General features: G+C 49.9%; 11 protein-coding genes and 1 riboswitch. Of the genes, 3 read left to right on the top strand and 8 right to left on the bottom strand.

The features are described from left to right. Positions 1-20: 20 nt before the first annotated feature. Positions 21-1,109: an FAD-binding oxidoreductase gene (locus tag F9L33_RS06755; protein WP_152142010.1), complete on the top strand. Its 1,089-nt coding sequence runs from the start codon at positions 21-23 to the stop codon at positions 1,107-1,109. Positions 1,110-1,387: 278 nt separating this feature from the next. On the opposite strand, the gene F9L33_RS06750 is transcribed toward F9L33_RS06755, so the two are convergent. Genes F9L33_RS06750 through cobW form a run of 6 tightly spaced genes read right to left on the bottom strand, consistent with a single transcriptional unit; the run spans position 1,388 to position 7,908 of the window. Then, a complete protein-coding gene (locus F9L33_RS06750; protein ID WP_226804013.1) occupies positions 1,388-1,666 on the bottom strand; it encodes a DUF5665 domain-containing protein in 279 nt (92 codons plus the stop codon). Continuing rightward, positions 1,663-2,271 carry a cob(I)yrinic acid a,c-diamide adenosyltransferase gene (gene cobO / locus F9L33_RS06745; protein ID WP_152142009.1) on the bottom strand — a complete coding sequence of 203 codons (609 nt, stop codon included), beginning with the start codon at positions 2,269-2,271 and terminating at the stop codon, positions 1,663-1,665. Before cobO ends, F9L33_RS06750 begins: the two co-directional genes overlap by 4 nt. Before the next feature lie 11 nt (positions 2,272-2,282). Beyond that, the gene (locus F9L33_RS06740; RefSeq protein WP_226804011.1) at positions 2,283-2,675 is read right to left on the bottom strand and encodes a GFA family protein; all 393 of its coding nucleotides are present in this window, start codon (positions 2,673-2,675) and stop codon (positions 2,283-2,285) included. Next, a complete protein-coding gene (gene cobN / locus F9L33_RS06735) occupies positions 2,672-6,361 on the bottom strand; it encodes a cobaltochelatase subunit CobN (protein ID WP_152142007.1) in 3,690 nt (1,229 codons plus the stop codon). Before cobN ends, F9L33_RS06740 begins: the two co-directional genes overlap by 4 nt. Further along, on the bottom strand, positions 6,362-6,814 hold the full coding sequence (locus tag F9L33_RS06730; RefSeq protein ID WP_152142006.1) for a GNAT family N-acetyltransferase: 453 nt from the start codon (positions 6,812-6,814) through the stop codon (positions 6,362-6,364). Continuing rightward, the gene (gene cobW, locus F9L33_RS06725; RefSeq protein ID WP_152142005.1) at positions 6,814-7,908 is read right to left on the bottom strand and encodes a cobalamin biosynthesis protein CobW; all 1,095 of its coding nucleotides are present in this window, start codon (positions 7,906-7,908) and stop codon (positions 6,814-6,816) included. Before cobW ends, F9L33_RS06730 begins: the two co-directional genes overlap by 1 nt. Positions 7,909-8,144: 236 nt before the next feature. Further along, positions 8,145-8,367: riboswitch (cobalamin riboswitch) on the bottom strand. 219 nt (positions 8,368-8,586) lie between these two features. Here cobW and smc point away from each other — a divergent pair. Continuing rightward, positions 8,587-12,048 carry a chromosome segregation protein SMC gene (gene smc / locus F9L33_RS06720; RefSeq protein ID WP_152142004.1) on the top strand — a complete coding sequence of 1,154 codons (3,462 nt, stop codon included), beginning with the start codon at positions 8,587-8,589 and terminating at the stop codon, positions 12,046-12,048. Here the strand turns inward: smc and F9L33_RS06715 are convergent. Beyond that, positions 12,045-13,226: a lytic murein transglycosylase gene (locus F9L33_RS06715; RefSeq protein ID WP_152142003.1), complete on the bottom strand. Its 1,182-nt coding sequence runs from the start codon at positions 13,224-13,226 to the stop codon at positions 12,045-12,047. The two genes, smc and F9L33_RS06715, sit on opposite strands and share 4 nt — an antisense overlap. A 27-nt stretch (positions 13,227-13,253) precedes the next feature. Beyond that, a complete protein-coding gene (locus tag F9L33_RS06710) occupies positions 13,254-14,687 on the bottom strand; it encodes an aldehyde dehydrogenase family protein (RefSeq protein ID WP_152142002.1) in 1,434 nt (477 codons plus the stop codon). A gap of 105 nt (positions 14,688-14,792) precedes the next feature. Between F9L33_RS06710 and F9L33_RS06705 the strand changes: the two genes are divergently transcribed. After that, a complete protein-coding gene (locus F9L33_RS06705) occupies positions 14,793-15,539 on the top strand; it encodes a sulfite exporter TauE/SafE family protein (RefSeq protein ID WP_152142001.1) in 747 nt (248 codons plus the stop codon). Positions 15,540-15,562: the final 23 nt, after the last annotated feature.

Raw genomic sequence — 15,562 nt, 5'->3', positions numbered from 1 at the left:
GTTTTAAAAGGTGATATTAAATGCCCAAAGAGTGGGATGTGATTGTGATTGGCGCGGGCGTATGGGGATTATCCTGTGCCTATGCATGTGCCAAACGCGGACAATCCGTTGCAGTATTCGAAGCAGGTACAGTTGGACAAGGTGCCAGCGGTGGTATTGTTGGCGCAATGGCTCCTCATGCGCCTGACAGTTGGAATGAGAAGAAACAGTTCCAGTTCGAAGCATTGGACAGTGCCGAACGTTTCTGGGCTGAGGTCGATGTAAAATCTGGCCTGCAATCAGGTTATGGGCGTATCGGACGCATTATTCCAATCACCACAGAACGGGACCGTGAGCTGGCAGAAGAACGTCGCGAAATTGCTAAAACAGTTTTCCTAGGTAAGTACAAATGGAACGTGTTGGAAAGCCATCCAATGTTGCCATCATCAACCACGCCATATGGTGTTGTCCACGATGAAATCACAGCGCGCATATACCCTGCTAAAGCGGTCGTATCGCTTGCAAAAGCGTGCCAAAACCTAGGCGTGGAAATCATAGAAAACCGCCGTGTCACAGGTTTTGACGATCACACTGTTTTCGGGGCTTGGGGCGAAGCTCGCGCTGATGCAATCATCATTGCAGGCGGTACCGAAGGTTTTGCTTTGTTGGACTACCATCTGGGGTGCAACACAGGCGTTGGTGTCAAAGGGCAGGCGGCTTTGTTGGACTATGACATGGGCGATGTCCCACAAATCTATGCCAACGGTGTTTATATCATTCCGCATATTGGTGGTGTCACGACCATTGGGGCGACATCTGAAAAAACATGGGGGCAACCGTTTGAAATTGATGACAAACTGGATGTGATTTTGGACAAAGCCTATGATTTGATGCCTGCTTTAAAAGAGGCACACATCCTACAGCGTTGGGCAGGGCTACGTCCCAAAGCACGTCGCCGTCACCCAATGTTGGGACCCATACCAGAGGTAAAAGGTGTATACAGTGCCATGGGCGCCTATACCGTCGGCTTTGGCATCGCGCATAAAGTCGGTGAAGTACTTGCGGATTATGCGGGTGGTGGTTCCTTTGACCTACCTCGCAATTTCACCGTTGATTGGCAGATGGAATAGGTTGCGTACGCACCTCTAACAAAACGTAAAGAGTTTGCGGAGTATAACTTCCCTGCTAGCAAAAGTGGTTCACGGGTTTTCAAAGGGTGTGTGACAGCATCAAATGCGAAAATCATCCGAGCTTAACAGTTAAGATCAAGTTTCAGGGGGCCACCACCCCTTGTCCGGCTATAACCGCACATCGGCGGGCCCGCCAATCTTAATCATCATACAGTAAACAAACGATTTACCCTGCCACTGAAATCAGCGGCGGGGCGTAGGTGGTTGTGCTACGCTTGTTATCTTGGCGTTGTATCTGCTGAAATAACATCCAAAACCTGCGCTGCCCAATCCCCAATAATCGGGATAAAATTGATCTCGCGTAAAAAGAAAACCAAAAGCGAAACCAAAACCGTAGCCCCGATCACAGACCCAAGACCAAAGGCCAAACCACGCAGGAAGTTAAACCAAACAAGCCGCGTGGTCGAATTGTGCATTCTGATAAAACGATGTGAATTCAGCCGTGCCACTTCGGCACGCAGCTCTTTCAGCTCGTCTTGCCAGTCCTCAATGCTCAATATTCCACACCAATCTGTGCTTTGATACCTGAGCGGAACGGGTGTTTGATCAGTTCCATTTCCGTCACCAGATCAGCGATTTCAATCAGGTCATCTTTGGCGTTGCGGCCTGTCAAAACAACATGGGTCATATGTGGTTTTTCGGTGGCCAGAAATTCCACAACCTCATTGATATCCACATAGTCATAGCGAATGGCGATGTTAATCTCATCCAACAGAACCATAGAATTGCTTTCATCACGGATCAGCTCTTTGGCCTTTTCCCAAGCCGCTTGTGCCATTTCCGTATCACGTGTTTTGTCCTGTGTTTCCCACGTAAATCCTTCGCCCATCGTGTGGAACGAACAAATGTCAGAATGGTTTTTCAGGATCAGATCACGTTCACCTGTGGACATACCGCCCTTGATGAATTGCACGACCGCAGATTTCATGCCATGCGCGATGTGGCGGAAAATCATCCCGAAGGCTGCTGAAGATTTGCCCTTACCCTTACCTGTATGCACGATGATCAAACCGCGCTGTTCAGTTTTGGTCGCCATGATCTTATCACGCGCGGCTTTCTTTTTGGCCATCTTCACGGCGTGGCGTTCTGTATCCTCGGTCATTGGCGTATCCTTTAGGTCTTTGAGTTAGGGTATTTTGGCAGATCATCCGCCATATGCAACCAGTCTAATGTATGTTCGTAATGGACGTGGAATTCGGGTTTGAATTCCTGCGGGTTTTCAAGGCTTGCTGCGTAAAGGTGAATTTCACCTGCATAATGCTCGGCTTCAAATGCCATAGGCGTGCCGCACGTATCACAGAAATGGCGTTTCACCCCTTTGGAAGAGGCATAATATTTCGGCGTTTGCCCCGTCCATTTGAAATGATCCAAACGCACACCGATAAAGGCCACAACAGGGGCTGCACAATTGCGGCGACATGTATCGCAATGGCAAAAGCACGCCCATGTTTCAGGTCCTGAGTATTCCCAAGAAACCGATCCACATAGACAATGCCCTTTGCTCATAATAATTCCTCTAACCGCGCACGTGCCGAGTTCGACTTTGGCACCCATAATCCACGATCAATCGCTTCTTGCAAGCGTTCCGCCATTTCACGCAGGGCGGCTGGATTATGCTCTGCGATAAACTCACGCGTATCATCATCTTCTAAGAATGCATTGTGCACCAGGTCGAAGTGGTGGTTTTTCACAACACCTGTGGTCGCTGCAAAAGCAAACAGATAATCCAGCGTTGCGGCCATTTCAAACGCCCCTTTATAGCCATGGCGCTTCACACCATCGATCCACTTTGGGTTCACCACACGGCTGCGCACGACACGCCCGATCTCATCATCAAGTGTGCGGATAACAGGCCGTTCAGGGCGGGAATGGTCATTGTGATAAATCGGGCGATCCTTGCCTTGTAGCGATTTCACAGCAGCCGCTGCACCGCCCTCGAATTGATAGTAATCATCGCTGTCTAGGATATCATGCTCGCGGTTGTCTTGGTTCTGCACAATCGCATCCACACGGGATAGCTGCGCTTCCATAGCAGAACGTGCCGATGTGCCCTGATCATTTTTCCCATAAGCATAGCTGCCCCATTCCAGATAAGCATCGCCCAGATCCGCCTGATCATTCCACAACCGCTCATCAATCATCGCTTGCAAACCAGCGCCATAAGCCCCGGGTTTTGATCCAAACACACGGTGGCTTTCCTCGCCTTTACTTGCGGCTGCCAAAGCTGGGTTCATATCATGTGGTTCATCTTGTTCCATCACTGCACGGGCTGCGGAGTCTACAAGTGCAATCAATTGCGGGAATGCATCGCGGAAAAAACCAGAGACCCGCAATGTGACATCCACACGCGGGCGATCCAAAACGGACAAGGGCAAGATTTCAAACCCAGTCACACGACGGTTCGCACTATCCCATTTCGGTTTCACGCCCATCAACGCCAGAGCTTGTGCAATATCATCCCCACCCGTCCGCATATTCGCTGTACCCCAAGCGGTTAACAGCATTGAACGTGGCCAATCCCCGTGATCCTGCAAGTGACGTTCAATCAACAGGTTCGCAGATTTCCACCCCAATGCCCAAGCAGTTGGTGTGGGTACCGCACGACTATCAACGGAAAAGAAATTTTTCCCCGTAGGTAAAACATCCAAACGTCCGCGAGTGGGCGCGCCAGAAGGCGCAGGGGCGACGAACTGCCCATTCAGGGCGGTGAGGAGCCCCTTCATCTCTGATGGTCCGCAATCCTGTACGATAGGCCGCACATGCGCATCGATCCCATCCAATACGGCTTGCGAAGCATCCCCAACTGCATCTTGTCCAGTAATCAAAGCACCAGACAGCAATTCAATCCGCTCAACCGTATCCCCATAACTGCGCCAGAGATCATCAGATACAGCAGCCAAAGCGTCAGGTCTTGCCAAATCCCAAGTCTTCGCCATTTCGCAATCCAGCGGATCAAAATCCAACCCCAGATCAGCTGCAATAGCCCGTTGCAACGATGCATCTGCGCCTTGTGCTGTACCACGCGGGACACGCACCAGAGCTTGCACCAAATCCGCTTCTAACCCCACCTCAGGGGAGGCGCCAAAAATATGCAAGCCGTCGCGAATTTGCGCTTCTTTTAGCTCGCACAGATATTCATCCAGCTTTGCCAAATCTCCGTCTTCATCTTCCCCCGTCATGCCAGCATCTTCGTTCAGACCAGTGGCAGATGTCAGCGCTAATATCTCACGGCGCAGATGATCCAAGCGGCGTGGATCAACGCCAGCCGCTTCATAATATTCATCCACCAAAGCCTCTAAGTCTTTTAACGGCCCATAGGTTTCAGCACGGCTCAATGGCGGCGTAAGATGGTCAATAATCACAGCCTGTGCGCGGCGTTTTGCCTGCGTTCCTTCACCAGGGTCATTCACGATAAACGGATAAATATGTGGCATTGGGCCAAACACGGCTTCGGGCAAACATGTCTCGGACAAAGCCAAAGCTTTGCCGGGTAACCACTCTAAATTCCCGTGCTTGCCCATATGGATCAATGCATCGGTTTTAAAGTGGTGACGCATCCAGAAATAAAACGCCAAATAGTTATGCGGGGGTACTAAATCAGGCGAATGGTAGGTCTCTTTCGGATCAATATTATAACCACGCGCAGGCTGCACACCAACAACTGCATTGCCATAAGGAAAGATCGATAAAGCGAATGCACCCTCTGTAAAAAATGGATCATCCTCAGGTGCGCCCCATTGGTCAGTGATCTTATCACGCACGTCCAATGGTAACTTTTTATAAGCGTCTAAATACTCAGACAAAGTTAAACGCTCACCACCTGTGCGGTCAGCCCGGTCTGTCAGCCAATTCGTCGGGCCAGATGTGATGCGATCCATCAATGCCTTGCTATCCGCTGGCAGGTCTTTAACCGTATATCCAGACGCTGCCAAATGCTGTAATACATTCACAGTACCCGCAGGCGTATCCAACCCTACACCATTGGCAAGTCGACCATCCTTATTTGGATAGTTTGCCAAGATAATGCCAACCTTGCGATCCGCAATATCAGTCTTACGCAGTTCAGCCCAATTTTTGGCAAGCTCTGCCACAAACTCAATACGGTCGCCACGGGCACGATATGTGGCAATCGCACATTCCGTAGCTTCATCAAAAAACGCTTCACCCTTGAATGAAACAGCGCGCGATAGAATGCGTCCGTCTACTTCTGGCAAAGCAACATTCATCGCGATGTCTCGCGCTGACAACCCATTCAAACCCTCTTCCCAAGAGGCTTCTGAAGCTGCCGATAGAACAACCTGAAACACAGGCGCATTTTGTGCGGCTGGCATGGTAAAGGGGTTCGATGCCCCTTTACCATGCTCATCTTGATGCGGTGATCCCACAGCAAAACTGGTGCAGTTTAAAATCGTTGATGGCGGTGCAGCCTCGAACAGGTTCTCAAGTGTGGCAACAGAGACTGGATCTTTCAAAGAGGCCACAAAGATCGGCATCGGATTTAAACCGCGTTTCAACAGGCTTTTCACCAAACGGTTGATCGGATGTAACCCAGCCCCTTGAACCAAGGCACGGTAAAACACCAACGGAACCACAGGTGCACCTTCCGTCCAATCTTCACGTGCTGCTTCAATATCGGCTATCCCAGCGCCGGGCCAATAGACACCCGCACGCAACAATGGGCTTGCAGCAGCGGGTTTTTCTGAGCCATCTAACATCGCTTGAGCATAGCGCAGGAAATTTTCGTTATTCTGCGGCCCACCTTCGACCATATAAGCCCAAAGCGCATCCCAGTCTTCGCGCGAAACCGTGGATAAATCCCACAGTTCTTGATCTGGTTTATCGTCCCCAGGTAGCGCCACAAATGGAATACCAGCTGCACCCAAACGCATGGCATATTGCTCTAAACCATATTTCCAATATCCAGTGCCACCCAACACGCGGGCAATCACAATTTTGGATTTTTCTGCGCAATCCTCAATGTGCAAATCAACAGACATCGGATGCTGTAAATGCATCATGCTTGCTAAGCGTAAACTGCCGACGTTACTATCCAGATTTGCGCGGGCTTCTGAAAGCCCTGCAAGCTCGGTATCTGCGGCAGAAATAAAAATGATATCTGCTGGAGTTTGACCTAAATCAACGGGTTCTGAGCCGTCATCAATACTGCCAGGTGTGGCTGCAAGCAGGTGCATCTATAATGCCTTTTCCATGAACAGGCTGGCAGGGTGATCTTCGTAGTCGCCGAATTTTCCGCAAACGGAATAGCCCAGAGTTTTGTAAAGAGAAACTGCCGCTGCCAATTTATCACCTGTTTCTAATTTAACAGATGTATGTCCTTTGGCTGTCGCTTCATTTTCCAAATGCGCCATTAGGATTTTAGCAATACCTAAGCCGCGTGCCGTATGTGGTACATAAAGCCGCTTTATTTCGCCGTAGGTTTTGTAATCCACCAAAGCCACACAGCCCACAGGTGCATCATCCTTGCGAGCGACATAAAAAGCGATCGTATCATCCAATAATTCTTCGGCCGTAAAGGTGAAGCATTCATCCTCGGTATAAACCGCACGCAGCGCATCTTCACTGCCTGCGATCAATTCACGACCTTCCGGAGTGATCGGGCTTTCTATGGCGACCGAGATAGACATTAGGCTTGCAATGCCTTTGTGATGGCAACTTCATCCAAACCAGCTTGACCAATCACAACCAAACGCGTGCTGCGTGGATCAGAACCAAATGGCTTGTCGAAATATGTGTCCACACGTGGTCCAACTGCTTGCAAAGTCAAACGCATTGGTTTGCCTTCAACAGCCGCGAACCCTTTCAGGCGCAAAATATCATGTGCGCGGATCACATCGGCCACTTGTTCTGCAAATGCATTTGGATCTGTGATTTCACCGCGATCCACCACAAAGCTTTCGAATTCATCGTGGCTGTGCTCGTGATGGTGGTGATGATCATGATCGTGGTCATCATCATGGTGATCGTCGTGATGGTCTTCGTCATCGTGGTGATGATGGTGGTGCACTTCGTGGCGCGATGACAGATCATCTTCGGCACCAATGCCCTGACCCAACAACACGTCCACAGGCAAAGCCCCCATAGAGGCTTTCACAACCTGCACACCGTCACGGCTTTCGCCTTTTAACTTAGCAACCAAATCTTTGGCTTCATCGGCGCCCAGTAAATCAGATTTGTTCACGACGATCATGTCGGCACAAGCGACCTGATCCTCGAACAATTCAGATAATGGTGTTTCGTGATCTAAGTTCTCATCCAGTTTCCGTTGTGCATCAACAGCCTCAACAGAATGGGCAAAACGACCCTCAGTGACGGCTTTACCATCCACCACTGTAACAACACCATCAACGGTCACTTTGGTCTTGATCTCTGGCCAGTTGAACGCGCGCACAAGTGGTTGTGGTAAAGCCAAACCAGAAGTTTCGATCACAATGTGATCAGGCTTTTGATCGCGTTCTAGCAGTTTTTCCATAGTTGGGATAAAGTCATCAGCAACTGTACAACAGATACAGCCGTTGGACAGTTCCATTACATCATCTTCGGTACATGTTTCGTCACCGCACCCTTTAAGGATATCACCATCCACACCAAGGTCGCCGAATTCATTGATGATCAATGCAATGCGCTTGCCTTCGGCATTTTGCAGCATGTGACGGATCAGTGTGGTTTTGCCAGCGCCTAGAAAGCCAGTAACAACTGTAGCAGGGATTTTTTGAGCCATTGAATTATGTGTCCGTAGAGTTGTGAAAAGAGAACGGTTAGGGAAATCTGACCGTTAATGCATTTATTTAGTGGGTGGATTTAGCCAAGGCCAAGGGCAACAGTTGTTGCCAAAGTTGCGAAAATTTTTCTCATTAGGAATCCCCCAATTAATTATTTCATTTGGGAGGGTTCATGATGCGATAGAAGGGTTTTACCCTTTACCATCACGGAACACCCCGTCCGTTTTCTTGGTCCGTGTTGCCACGGTTGCTTGGCTGGTGTCCTGACTTGTGGATCATCGCGGTCTGCCTTGCCTTCCCAGTGTTTTCACCAGTGACGTTATTGACAGTCGCTCACCACACACAGTCGCGGGGGCGGTCGTGGCTTAGGGCCCTGATTTGGTCATCCCCGTCCACATTCCCATTTGATCCCCAGACGCTTCGCATCCTAGTGGGGAACCATGCCCGACCTTAATGACTCTAGAAGGGGATAGGGTCAAGAAGATTTGCGACTGTCGGATGCCTGTTAACGGCAGCGGGCGAAAATGACCGTGAAATACGGCGAATTGGCCATAAAGCACCAATATGTTGTGGATAACTTGTAAAAACACGCAACATAGTGGGTATTGAGTGTTGACTCAGTGGGGTTTGCCCTACCAGATTATAGAACAAGCGGAATCAGGGGATTTAAACGCACCGTGCAATTTAGCAAACTCAGACTAACTGGCTTTAAAAGCTTTGTGGATCCGACAGAATTAACGATTTCTGATGGTTTAACTGGTGTTGTCGGTCCAAACGGTTGCGGTAAATCCAATCTGCTTGAAGCGTTGCGTTGGGTAATGGGGGAAAATCGTCCTACGGCTATGCGTGGTGGCGGTATGGAGGATGTAATTTTTGCTGGCGCGTCATCGCGGCCTGCACGAAATTACGCCGAAGTAGCGTTATTAATGGGTAATGAGGACCGTACCGCCCCACCAACGTTTAATGATTCTGATATGTTAGAGGTGATCCGCCGGATCACCCGCGATGTTGGATCAGCCTATAAAGCCAATGGTAAAGAGACCCGCGCACGCGATGTGCAGATGTTGTTTGCCGATGCTTCCACAGGTGCACATTCACCTGCGTTGGTACGTCAGGGTCAGATTTCTGAATTGATCAACGCCAAACCAAAAGCGCGCCGCCGCATTTTGGAAGAGGCCGCAGGTATTTCTGGGCTGTATCAACGTCGCCATGAAGCGGAGTTGAAACTGAAAGGGGCTGAAACAAATCTATCGCGTGTGGATGATGTTTTGGAACAGTTGGAAAGCCAGCTGAACTCATTAGCTCGCCAAGCACGCCAAGCTGCACGGTACCGTGAGATTGGCACAGATTTGCGTCAGGCTGAGGGTCTGTTGTTGTATGGTCGCTGGAAAGAGGCTGAGGCGGCACGATTGGCTGCACAGCAAGCTTTGACCGAAGCGACAAAAATTGCTGGTGAAGCACAAACTGCTGCTAGCAAGGCAGCGAAGCAACGCACAGAATTTGAAGGCAAAGTGCCGCCACTGCGTGAAGAAGAAGCCATTGCAGGTGCGATTGTACAACGTTTGATGGTGGAGCGGGATACGCTGAACGATCAGGAAAATCGTGCGCGCCAAACCATTGAAACGTTGCAATCGCGTATTGCGCAACTGGGGCATGATATCGACCGCGAAAACGGCCTGAACAAAGATGCGACAGAAACGATTGACCGTCTGACGTGGGAAAAAGAAGCTTTGGATAAAGCCTCTTTGGGACATGACGAAAAAGTGGATGCTGCAAACAAAGAAGCGCGTGATGCTGCTGCTGTTATGCAGGAAAAAGAATCTGGGTTGGATAAACAATCCGAAGATGTTGCGCGTCTGTCAGCGCGCCACCAATCTGCACACCGCAAGTTGGAAGACGCACAAAAGGTCTTTGAAAAACGCGAAGAACAAAGTGCTGCTGCGGTTTCATCTGTAACCTCTGCCGAAGAGGCGTTGAAAGATGCCGAAGAGCGTTTGAAAACAGCACAGACGAAATATGCTGTGGCGCATGAAACGGCTTTGCGTGCGGAACAACTGTTGGCGGATATGGATCGCAAGCGCGTGGATGCACAAGCGGCTGAAAGCGAAGTGCGTGGCGCGTTATCCGAAGCCGAAGGTGAAGCAAATGCATTGGGTGCAGAGGTGGCAGCACTGGAGCGTGTGATTGCGCGTGCACGTGATACAGGTGCGCAGTTGATTGATGATGTGCGTGCAAAATCTGGATATGAAGCAGCTTTGGGCGCTGCATTGGCAGATGATTTGAAAGCGCCGATTGTGGGGCCAGAGGGTGTTTCTGGTTGGGCGCGTTTGGATGATTATGCATCGGATGCGGGATTGCCTGCAGGTGTTGAAAAACTGTCTGCTTATGTAACAGCGCCTGATGTTTTGGCACGTCGTTTGGGGCAAATCGGATTGGTTTCCCGTGCAGATGGCGCACGGTTGCAGACTGATTTGAAACCTGGTCAACGATTGGTCAGTGTCGAAGGTGATTTATGGCGCTGGGATGGATACCGCGCGGGTGCAGATGATGCACCGTCCGAGGCGGCATTGCGTTTGCAACAAGAAAACCGTTTGGCTGAACTGAAAGATGTCTATCAAACGGCTGGTGCGAAGGCTGCGGATGCACGCTGTGCGTTTGATACGGCACATGCTGCTTTGCTGGCGGCGACAGAGGCGGATCACGAAGCGCGTCGTAACCGTAAAGCAGCGGATGATGAGGCAACGGATGCTACGCGTCAGATGTCCCGTTCCGAAGCGGATCGCGATATGCTGTCTGGTAAGCTGGAAACATTGCAACTGTCCCGTTCACGTTTGGAAGAAGAGACCACGGCTGCGCGCACTGCATTGAAAGAAGCAGAGTTGGGTATCCGCGATCTGGGTGATCTGGATACAGCACGCGCAGAAGTGGAAGCACTGAAAATCGGTGTGGAAGCGGCACGTGTGACGATGCTGACAAAACGGTCGATGTTCGATGAAACGCGTCGTGAAGGCGAAGCGCGTTTGAAACGTCAGCAAGAGATCACCAAGGAATCAAGCGGCTGGCGCTATCGTTTAGAAACAGCGGGCAAACGTATTGCTGAGCTGGAAGAGCGCAAGTTAAGTTCTGAAGCTGAGTTGAAAGATGCAACAGCAGCACCTGAAGAAATTCTTGCGAAACGCGAAGAGCTTTCCAAATCGATTGGCAAAGCTGAGGAACGTTTAAAAGCGGCCTCTGATACATTGGCAGAAGCGGAAACAGCACTGCGCAATGCAGAAAATGAAGAACGTGAAGCGGAACGTGCGGCATCAGGTGCGCGTGAAAGCCGTGCGCGTGCCGATGCGGTTTCAGATGCGGCGCGTGTTCAGGTATCGACAGCTGCTGACCGTATTCATGAAGAGTTGGAAGTTAGTCCTGCGAACCTGTTAGAGCAGCTGGATATTGATCCAGAGAAGATGCCAAATGCAGAACGTGTTGAAAACGATGTGATGCGTTTGCGCCGTCAACGCGATGCGCTGGGCGCTGTGAACTTGCGTGCCGAAGAAGATGCCAAAGAAGTTAAAGAAGAACATGATACTCTGGCAGCAGAAAAGATTGATCTGGAAGCGGCTATTCGCAAGTTACGTACTGGAATTGCCAGCCTGAACAAAGAAGGCCGCGAGCGTTTGTTGGCGGCGTTTGATGAAGTGAATAAAAACTTCTCAATTTTGTTTAAGCATCTATTTGGTGGCGGTGAAGCGAATTTGGTGCTGGTGGAAAGTGATGACCCGCTAGAGGCTGGTTTGGAAATCATGTGTCAGCCACCAGGTAAGAAACTGGCAACACTTTCACTGCTGTCAGGTGGGGAGCAAACGTTGACAGCGCTGTCCTTGATCTTTGCGGTGTTCCTTGCGAACCCATCGCCGATCTGTGTGCTGGACGAGGTGGATGCGCCGCTGGATGATGCGAACGTCACGCGTTTCTGTGATCTGTTGGATGAGATGACGGAACGCACAGACACACGCTTCCTGATCATCACGCACCACGCCGTAACCATGGCACGCATGGATCGTTTGTTCGGTGTGACGATGGCAGAGCAGGGTGTCAGCCAACTGGTTTCAGTTGATCTGCAAGAAGCCGAAGAAATGGTGTTGGACGTTTAAAGTTTTGCAACAAACGCTTTCGTTGGCCATGCATCCGCTGGAAAGCCCAAACGTTTTTGCTCTTTTTGCACGGCAGCACGTGTTTTAGCGCCCAAGATACCATCCACTTTGCCAACATCATGCCCGCGTGCTTTTAGTTTTTTCTGCAAAGACTTCATGCCTGCATCACTTAGTGCTGGATCTGGCTTGCCTTTGTTAAAGGGTGGTGCGCCATTCAAGCGTGTTGCGAAATAGGCGGCGGTTGAAACGTAGACCAGAGACTTGTTCCATTCAAAATAGGTGAAGAAATTGGGCAGTGCCAAAAACGCTGGACCTTTGCGCCCTTGGGGCAGCATCAGGGATGCCTTTAGATTGCCAGATGGCATTTTTACGCCGCGTGCTTTCACGCCTTTGCTGGCCCAATAAGAGACAGGTTTTTGTTTGTCTAAACCTGTTTCTGACCAATCCAGATTTTTTGGAACGGTGACTTCGACCAGCCAGGGTTGGTTGGCGTTCCATCCCAAATCTTTCAATAAGCGACCCCCTGTGTGCAGGGCATCAGGGGCGCTGGTTTTCAGACGTACACGTCCATCGCCATCACCGTCGACGCCACGGTGCAAAATATCCTCTGGCAGCATTTGCACCATGCCGATCTCACCAGCCCATGCACCTTTGGTTTTTGTTGGGCTAAAATCGCCACGCTTCCACAGTTCGATTAATGCGAAGATTTGCGGGCGGAACAATTCTGGGCGGCGGCAATCATGCGATAGGGTGATCAAAGCATTGAGCGTGTTAAAGTTCCCCTGAACAGCGCCGTAATCGGTTTCCAATGCCCAAAACGCTGTTAGCACTGCGGGCTGCACGCCATATTTTTTCTGAATTTTGGCGAAGGTGTTTTTGTATTTCCCCATGTTCCGTTTGCCGTTGTTCATACGGCCAGAACTGATGGAGCGTGCTGCAAATTCTGAGAAGGTCAGGCGGAAAACACCTTGGGAGCGATCTGCCCTGATAACTTTAGGATCAATGCGTGCCGATTTGAAAAACCTGTTAACGTCGGATTTGCTGTGTCCTTTGGAAACCGCTTCGGATTTCAGGGCTGACATCCAACTGTTAAAGTTACCGCCACAGGTTGCCGCGAAAGAGGCGACTGGTGCAGCCGCGAATGTCGCTGCACATAAAATTACACGCAATGAAATCATTTTGTCCTCAAAGGGTTGCAGATATTATTAACTGCTTAACCCAGTGACGTGCTTCACTTCAAGGAAATCTTCCAATCCCCAAACACCGCCCTCGCGTCCGTTACCAGATTGTTTGTAGCCGCCGAAGGGTGAGGGGTGTGCGCTGTCTTCACCATTGATCCGCACCATGCCAGAACGCATACGACGTGCCACGCGGGATGCTTTTTCTGCATCTTGGGTTTGGACATAATTCGTCAGGCCGTAAACTGTGTCATTGGCGATCCGAACGGCTTCTTCTTCGGTATCAAACGGGATGATGGACAGAACTGGGCCAAACACCTCTTCACGTGCGATGGTCATTTCATTGTTTACATCGGCAAACACAGTTGGGCGGACGTAATAGCCACGGTTCAATCCTTCGGGGCGGCCAATGCCACCTGCAACAAGACGGGCTTCGGATATGCCTGTTTCGATTAAGCCTTGGATTTTATCGAATTGTACTTTGTTGACCACAGGCCCGATGTGGCGACCATTCATAGATGGATCATTCACGGGTGTTGCATCCGCTGTTTCTGCGGCTTGTTGAACGGCTTCGTCATAACGGCTGCGTTCAACCAACATGCGGGTTGGAGCATTACAGGATTGGCCTGTGTTGCCAAAGCAATGGCGTGCGCCGCGAATAACTGCTTTTTCGTCTGCATCTGCAAAGATGATGTTTGCACCTTTGCCACCCAATTCAAGTGTAACACGTTTGATTGTGTCAGCGGCTGCTTTGGTGATCAGGCGTCCAGCACGTGTGGAACCTGTAAAGCTGACCATGTCCACATCAGCGTGGCTGGACAGTTGACTGCCAACGCCTACACCGTCGCCATTGACCATGTTGAACACGCCTTTTGGCAGGCCAACCGCATCAATGATTTCAGCGAAGACCATAGAGGATAATGGGGATTCTTCGGATGGTTTTAGAACCACAGTACAACCCACTGCCAATGCTGGAATGACTTTCAACGTGACTTGGTTCATTGGCCAATTCCACGGTGTGATCATTGCACATACACCAATTGGTTCGTGGAGGATGCGCTCATTAGGGGAGCTTGGCCATGGCGCTTCTTCGAAATCCATTTCTGTGAAACTGTCGATGAACCCTTGTATGTGCCAACTGCCAGCACCCGCTTGGGCAGCGCGTGCCATATCGATGGGTGCGCCCATTTCTATAGAGATGGCTTCGGCCATATCATCATTACGCTTTTTGTATTCTTCTAAGATGGCTTTGATATAATCCAAGCGTTCTGCTTTGGGTGTCATGGCCCAAGGTTCAAAAGCGGCTTTGGCTGCTGCAACAGTTGCATCCGTATCGGATTGATCCCCCAAAGATATGACTGCGCATGCCTCTTCTGTGGCAGGATTGATGACATTGAGATCGTTTGCCTTAGCTGGTTTAACCCATGCACCGTTAATATAGAAATCGCGTTTATCTAACATGTGAAACACCTTGTCTTTGTGTGAGGTTTTCTAGACAGTTACACCCAATATGCACCATTGCAAGCGTTCCATTCGTTAGCGTGCATTTTCATTCGAGAGATAGCTATGACAATATTAGAAGTTTCGTTGCTCGTCGGTCTATTTTTCATAGGCGGTTTTGTGAAAGGGACGCTTGGCATTGGCTTACCAGCGCTTTTGGTGGGGTTTCTAACATTCATATATGAACCGCGTGTTGCTGTTGCGATAATCGTCTTTCCTATCATGGTTACCAATGTGCGGCAGGCTTTGGTTGGCGGTAGTGTATGGCCTATTTTGAAGAGCCATTGGATGCTTTGCATTTCAGCATGTATTGCGATTTTCTTTATGGCATTGATTGGTGGCCAGGTTTCTGTGGGAATATTGCAAACCTGTGTGGGGTTGGCGATGGTGGTTTTCTCGCTCACCAGCTTGTTTGGTTCTGTGCCTGTGCTGAATGAAAAATATAACACACCCGCGCAACTGATTTCAGGAGCCGCAAGTGGTATACTCGGTGGTTTGACAGCCATTTGGAGCCCACCTTTGGTGGTGTATCTGATGTCTTTGCGTCTTGATAATAATATTATGATAAAAACACTTGGTGTCATGTTTGCAGTGCAGTCGTTTTTTCTGGTTGCAGGGTTTACCGTATCTGGTGAGTTAACACCGCGTCTTGCGCTTATTGGTATCCTGATGCTGATACCAACATTTGCTGGTATGTATTTTGGTGAAAAACAACGCGCACGCATGAACATGGCACAGTTTACACGGGCGTTTTTGATTTTGTTCCTTCTTTTAGGGTTGAACTTAATGCGGCGTGGACTCTTTGGCGCATAGGCGCCGAGTGAATTGACCTTTGG

This window comes from Amylibacter sp. SFDW26, from assembly GCF_009184395.1.
Taxonomy (GTDB): Bacteria; Pseudomonadota; Alphaproteobacteria; order Rhodobacterales; family Rhodobacteraceae; genus Amylibacter.
This window is presented reverse-complemented; position numbering and strand designations above follow the sequence as displayed.

Excerpts from the sequence above, each read along its gene's own strand:
- F9L33_RS06755 (WP_152142010.1), top strand. The coding sequence starts at position 21 with ATGCCCAAAGAGTGGGATGTGATTGTGATTGGCGCGGGCGTATGGGGA.
- cobO (WP_152142009.1), bottom strand. The coding sequence starts at position 2,271 with ATGACCGAGGATACAGAACGCCACGCCGTGAAGATGGCCAAAAAGAAA.
- F9L33_RS06740 (WP_226804011.1), bottom strand. The coding sequence starts at position 2,675 with ATGAGCAAAGGGCATTGTCTATGTGGATCGGTTTCTTGGGAATACTCA.
- cobN (WP_152142007.1), bottom strand. The coding sequence starts at position 6,361 with ATGCACCTGCTTGCAGCCACACCTGGCAGTATTGATGACGGCTCAGAA.
- F9L33_RS06730 (WP_152142006.1), bottom strand. The coding sequence starts at position 6,814 with ATGTCTATCTCGGTCGCCATAGAAAGCCCGATCACTCCGGAAGGTCGT.
- cobW (WP_152142005.1), bottom strand. The coding sequence starts at position 7,908 with ATGGCTCAAAAAATCCCTGCTACAGTTGTTACTGGCTTTCTAGGCGCT.
- F9L33_RS06715 (WP_152142003.1), bottom strand. The coding sequence starts at position 13,226 with ATGATTTCATTGCGTGTAATTTTATGTGCAGCGACATTCGCGGCTGCA.
- F9L33_RS06710 (WP_152142002.1), bottom strand. The coding sequence starts at position 14,687 with ATGTTAGATAAACGCGATTTCTATATTAACGGTGCATGGGTTAAACCA.
- F9L33_RS06705 (WP_152142001.1), top strand. The coding sequence starts at position 14,793 with ATGACAATATTAGAAGTTTCGTTGCTCGTCGGTCTATTTTTCATAGGC.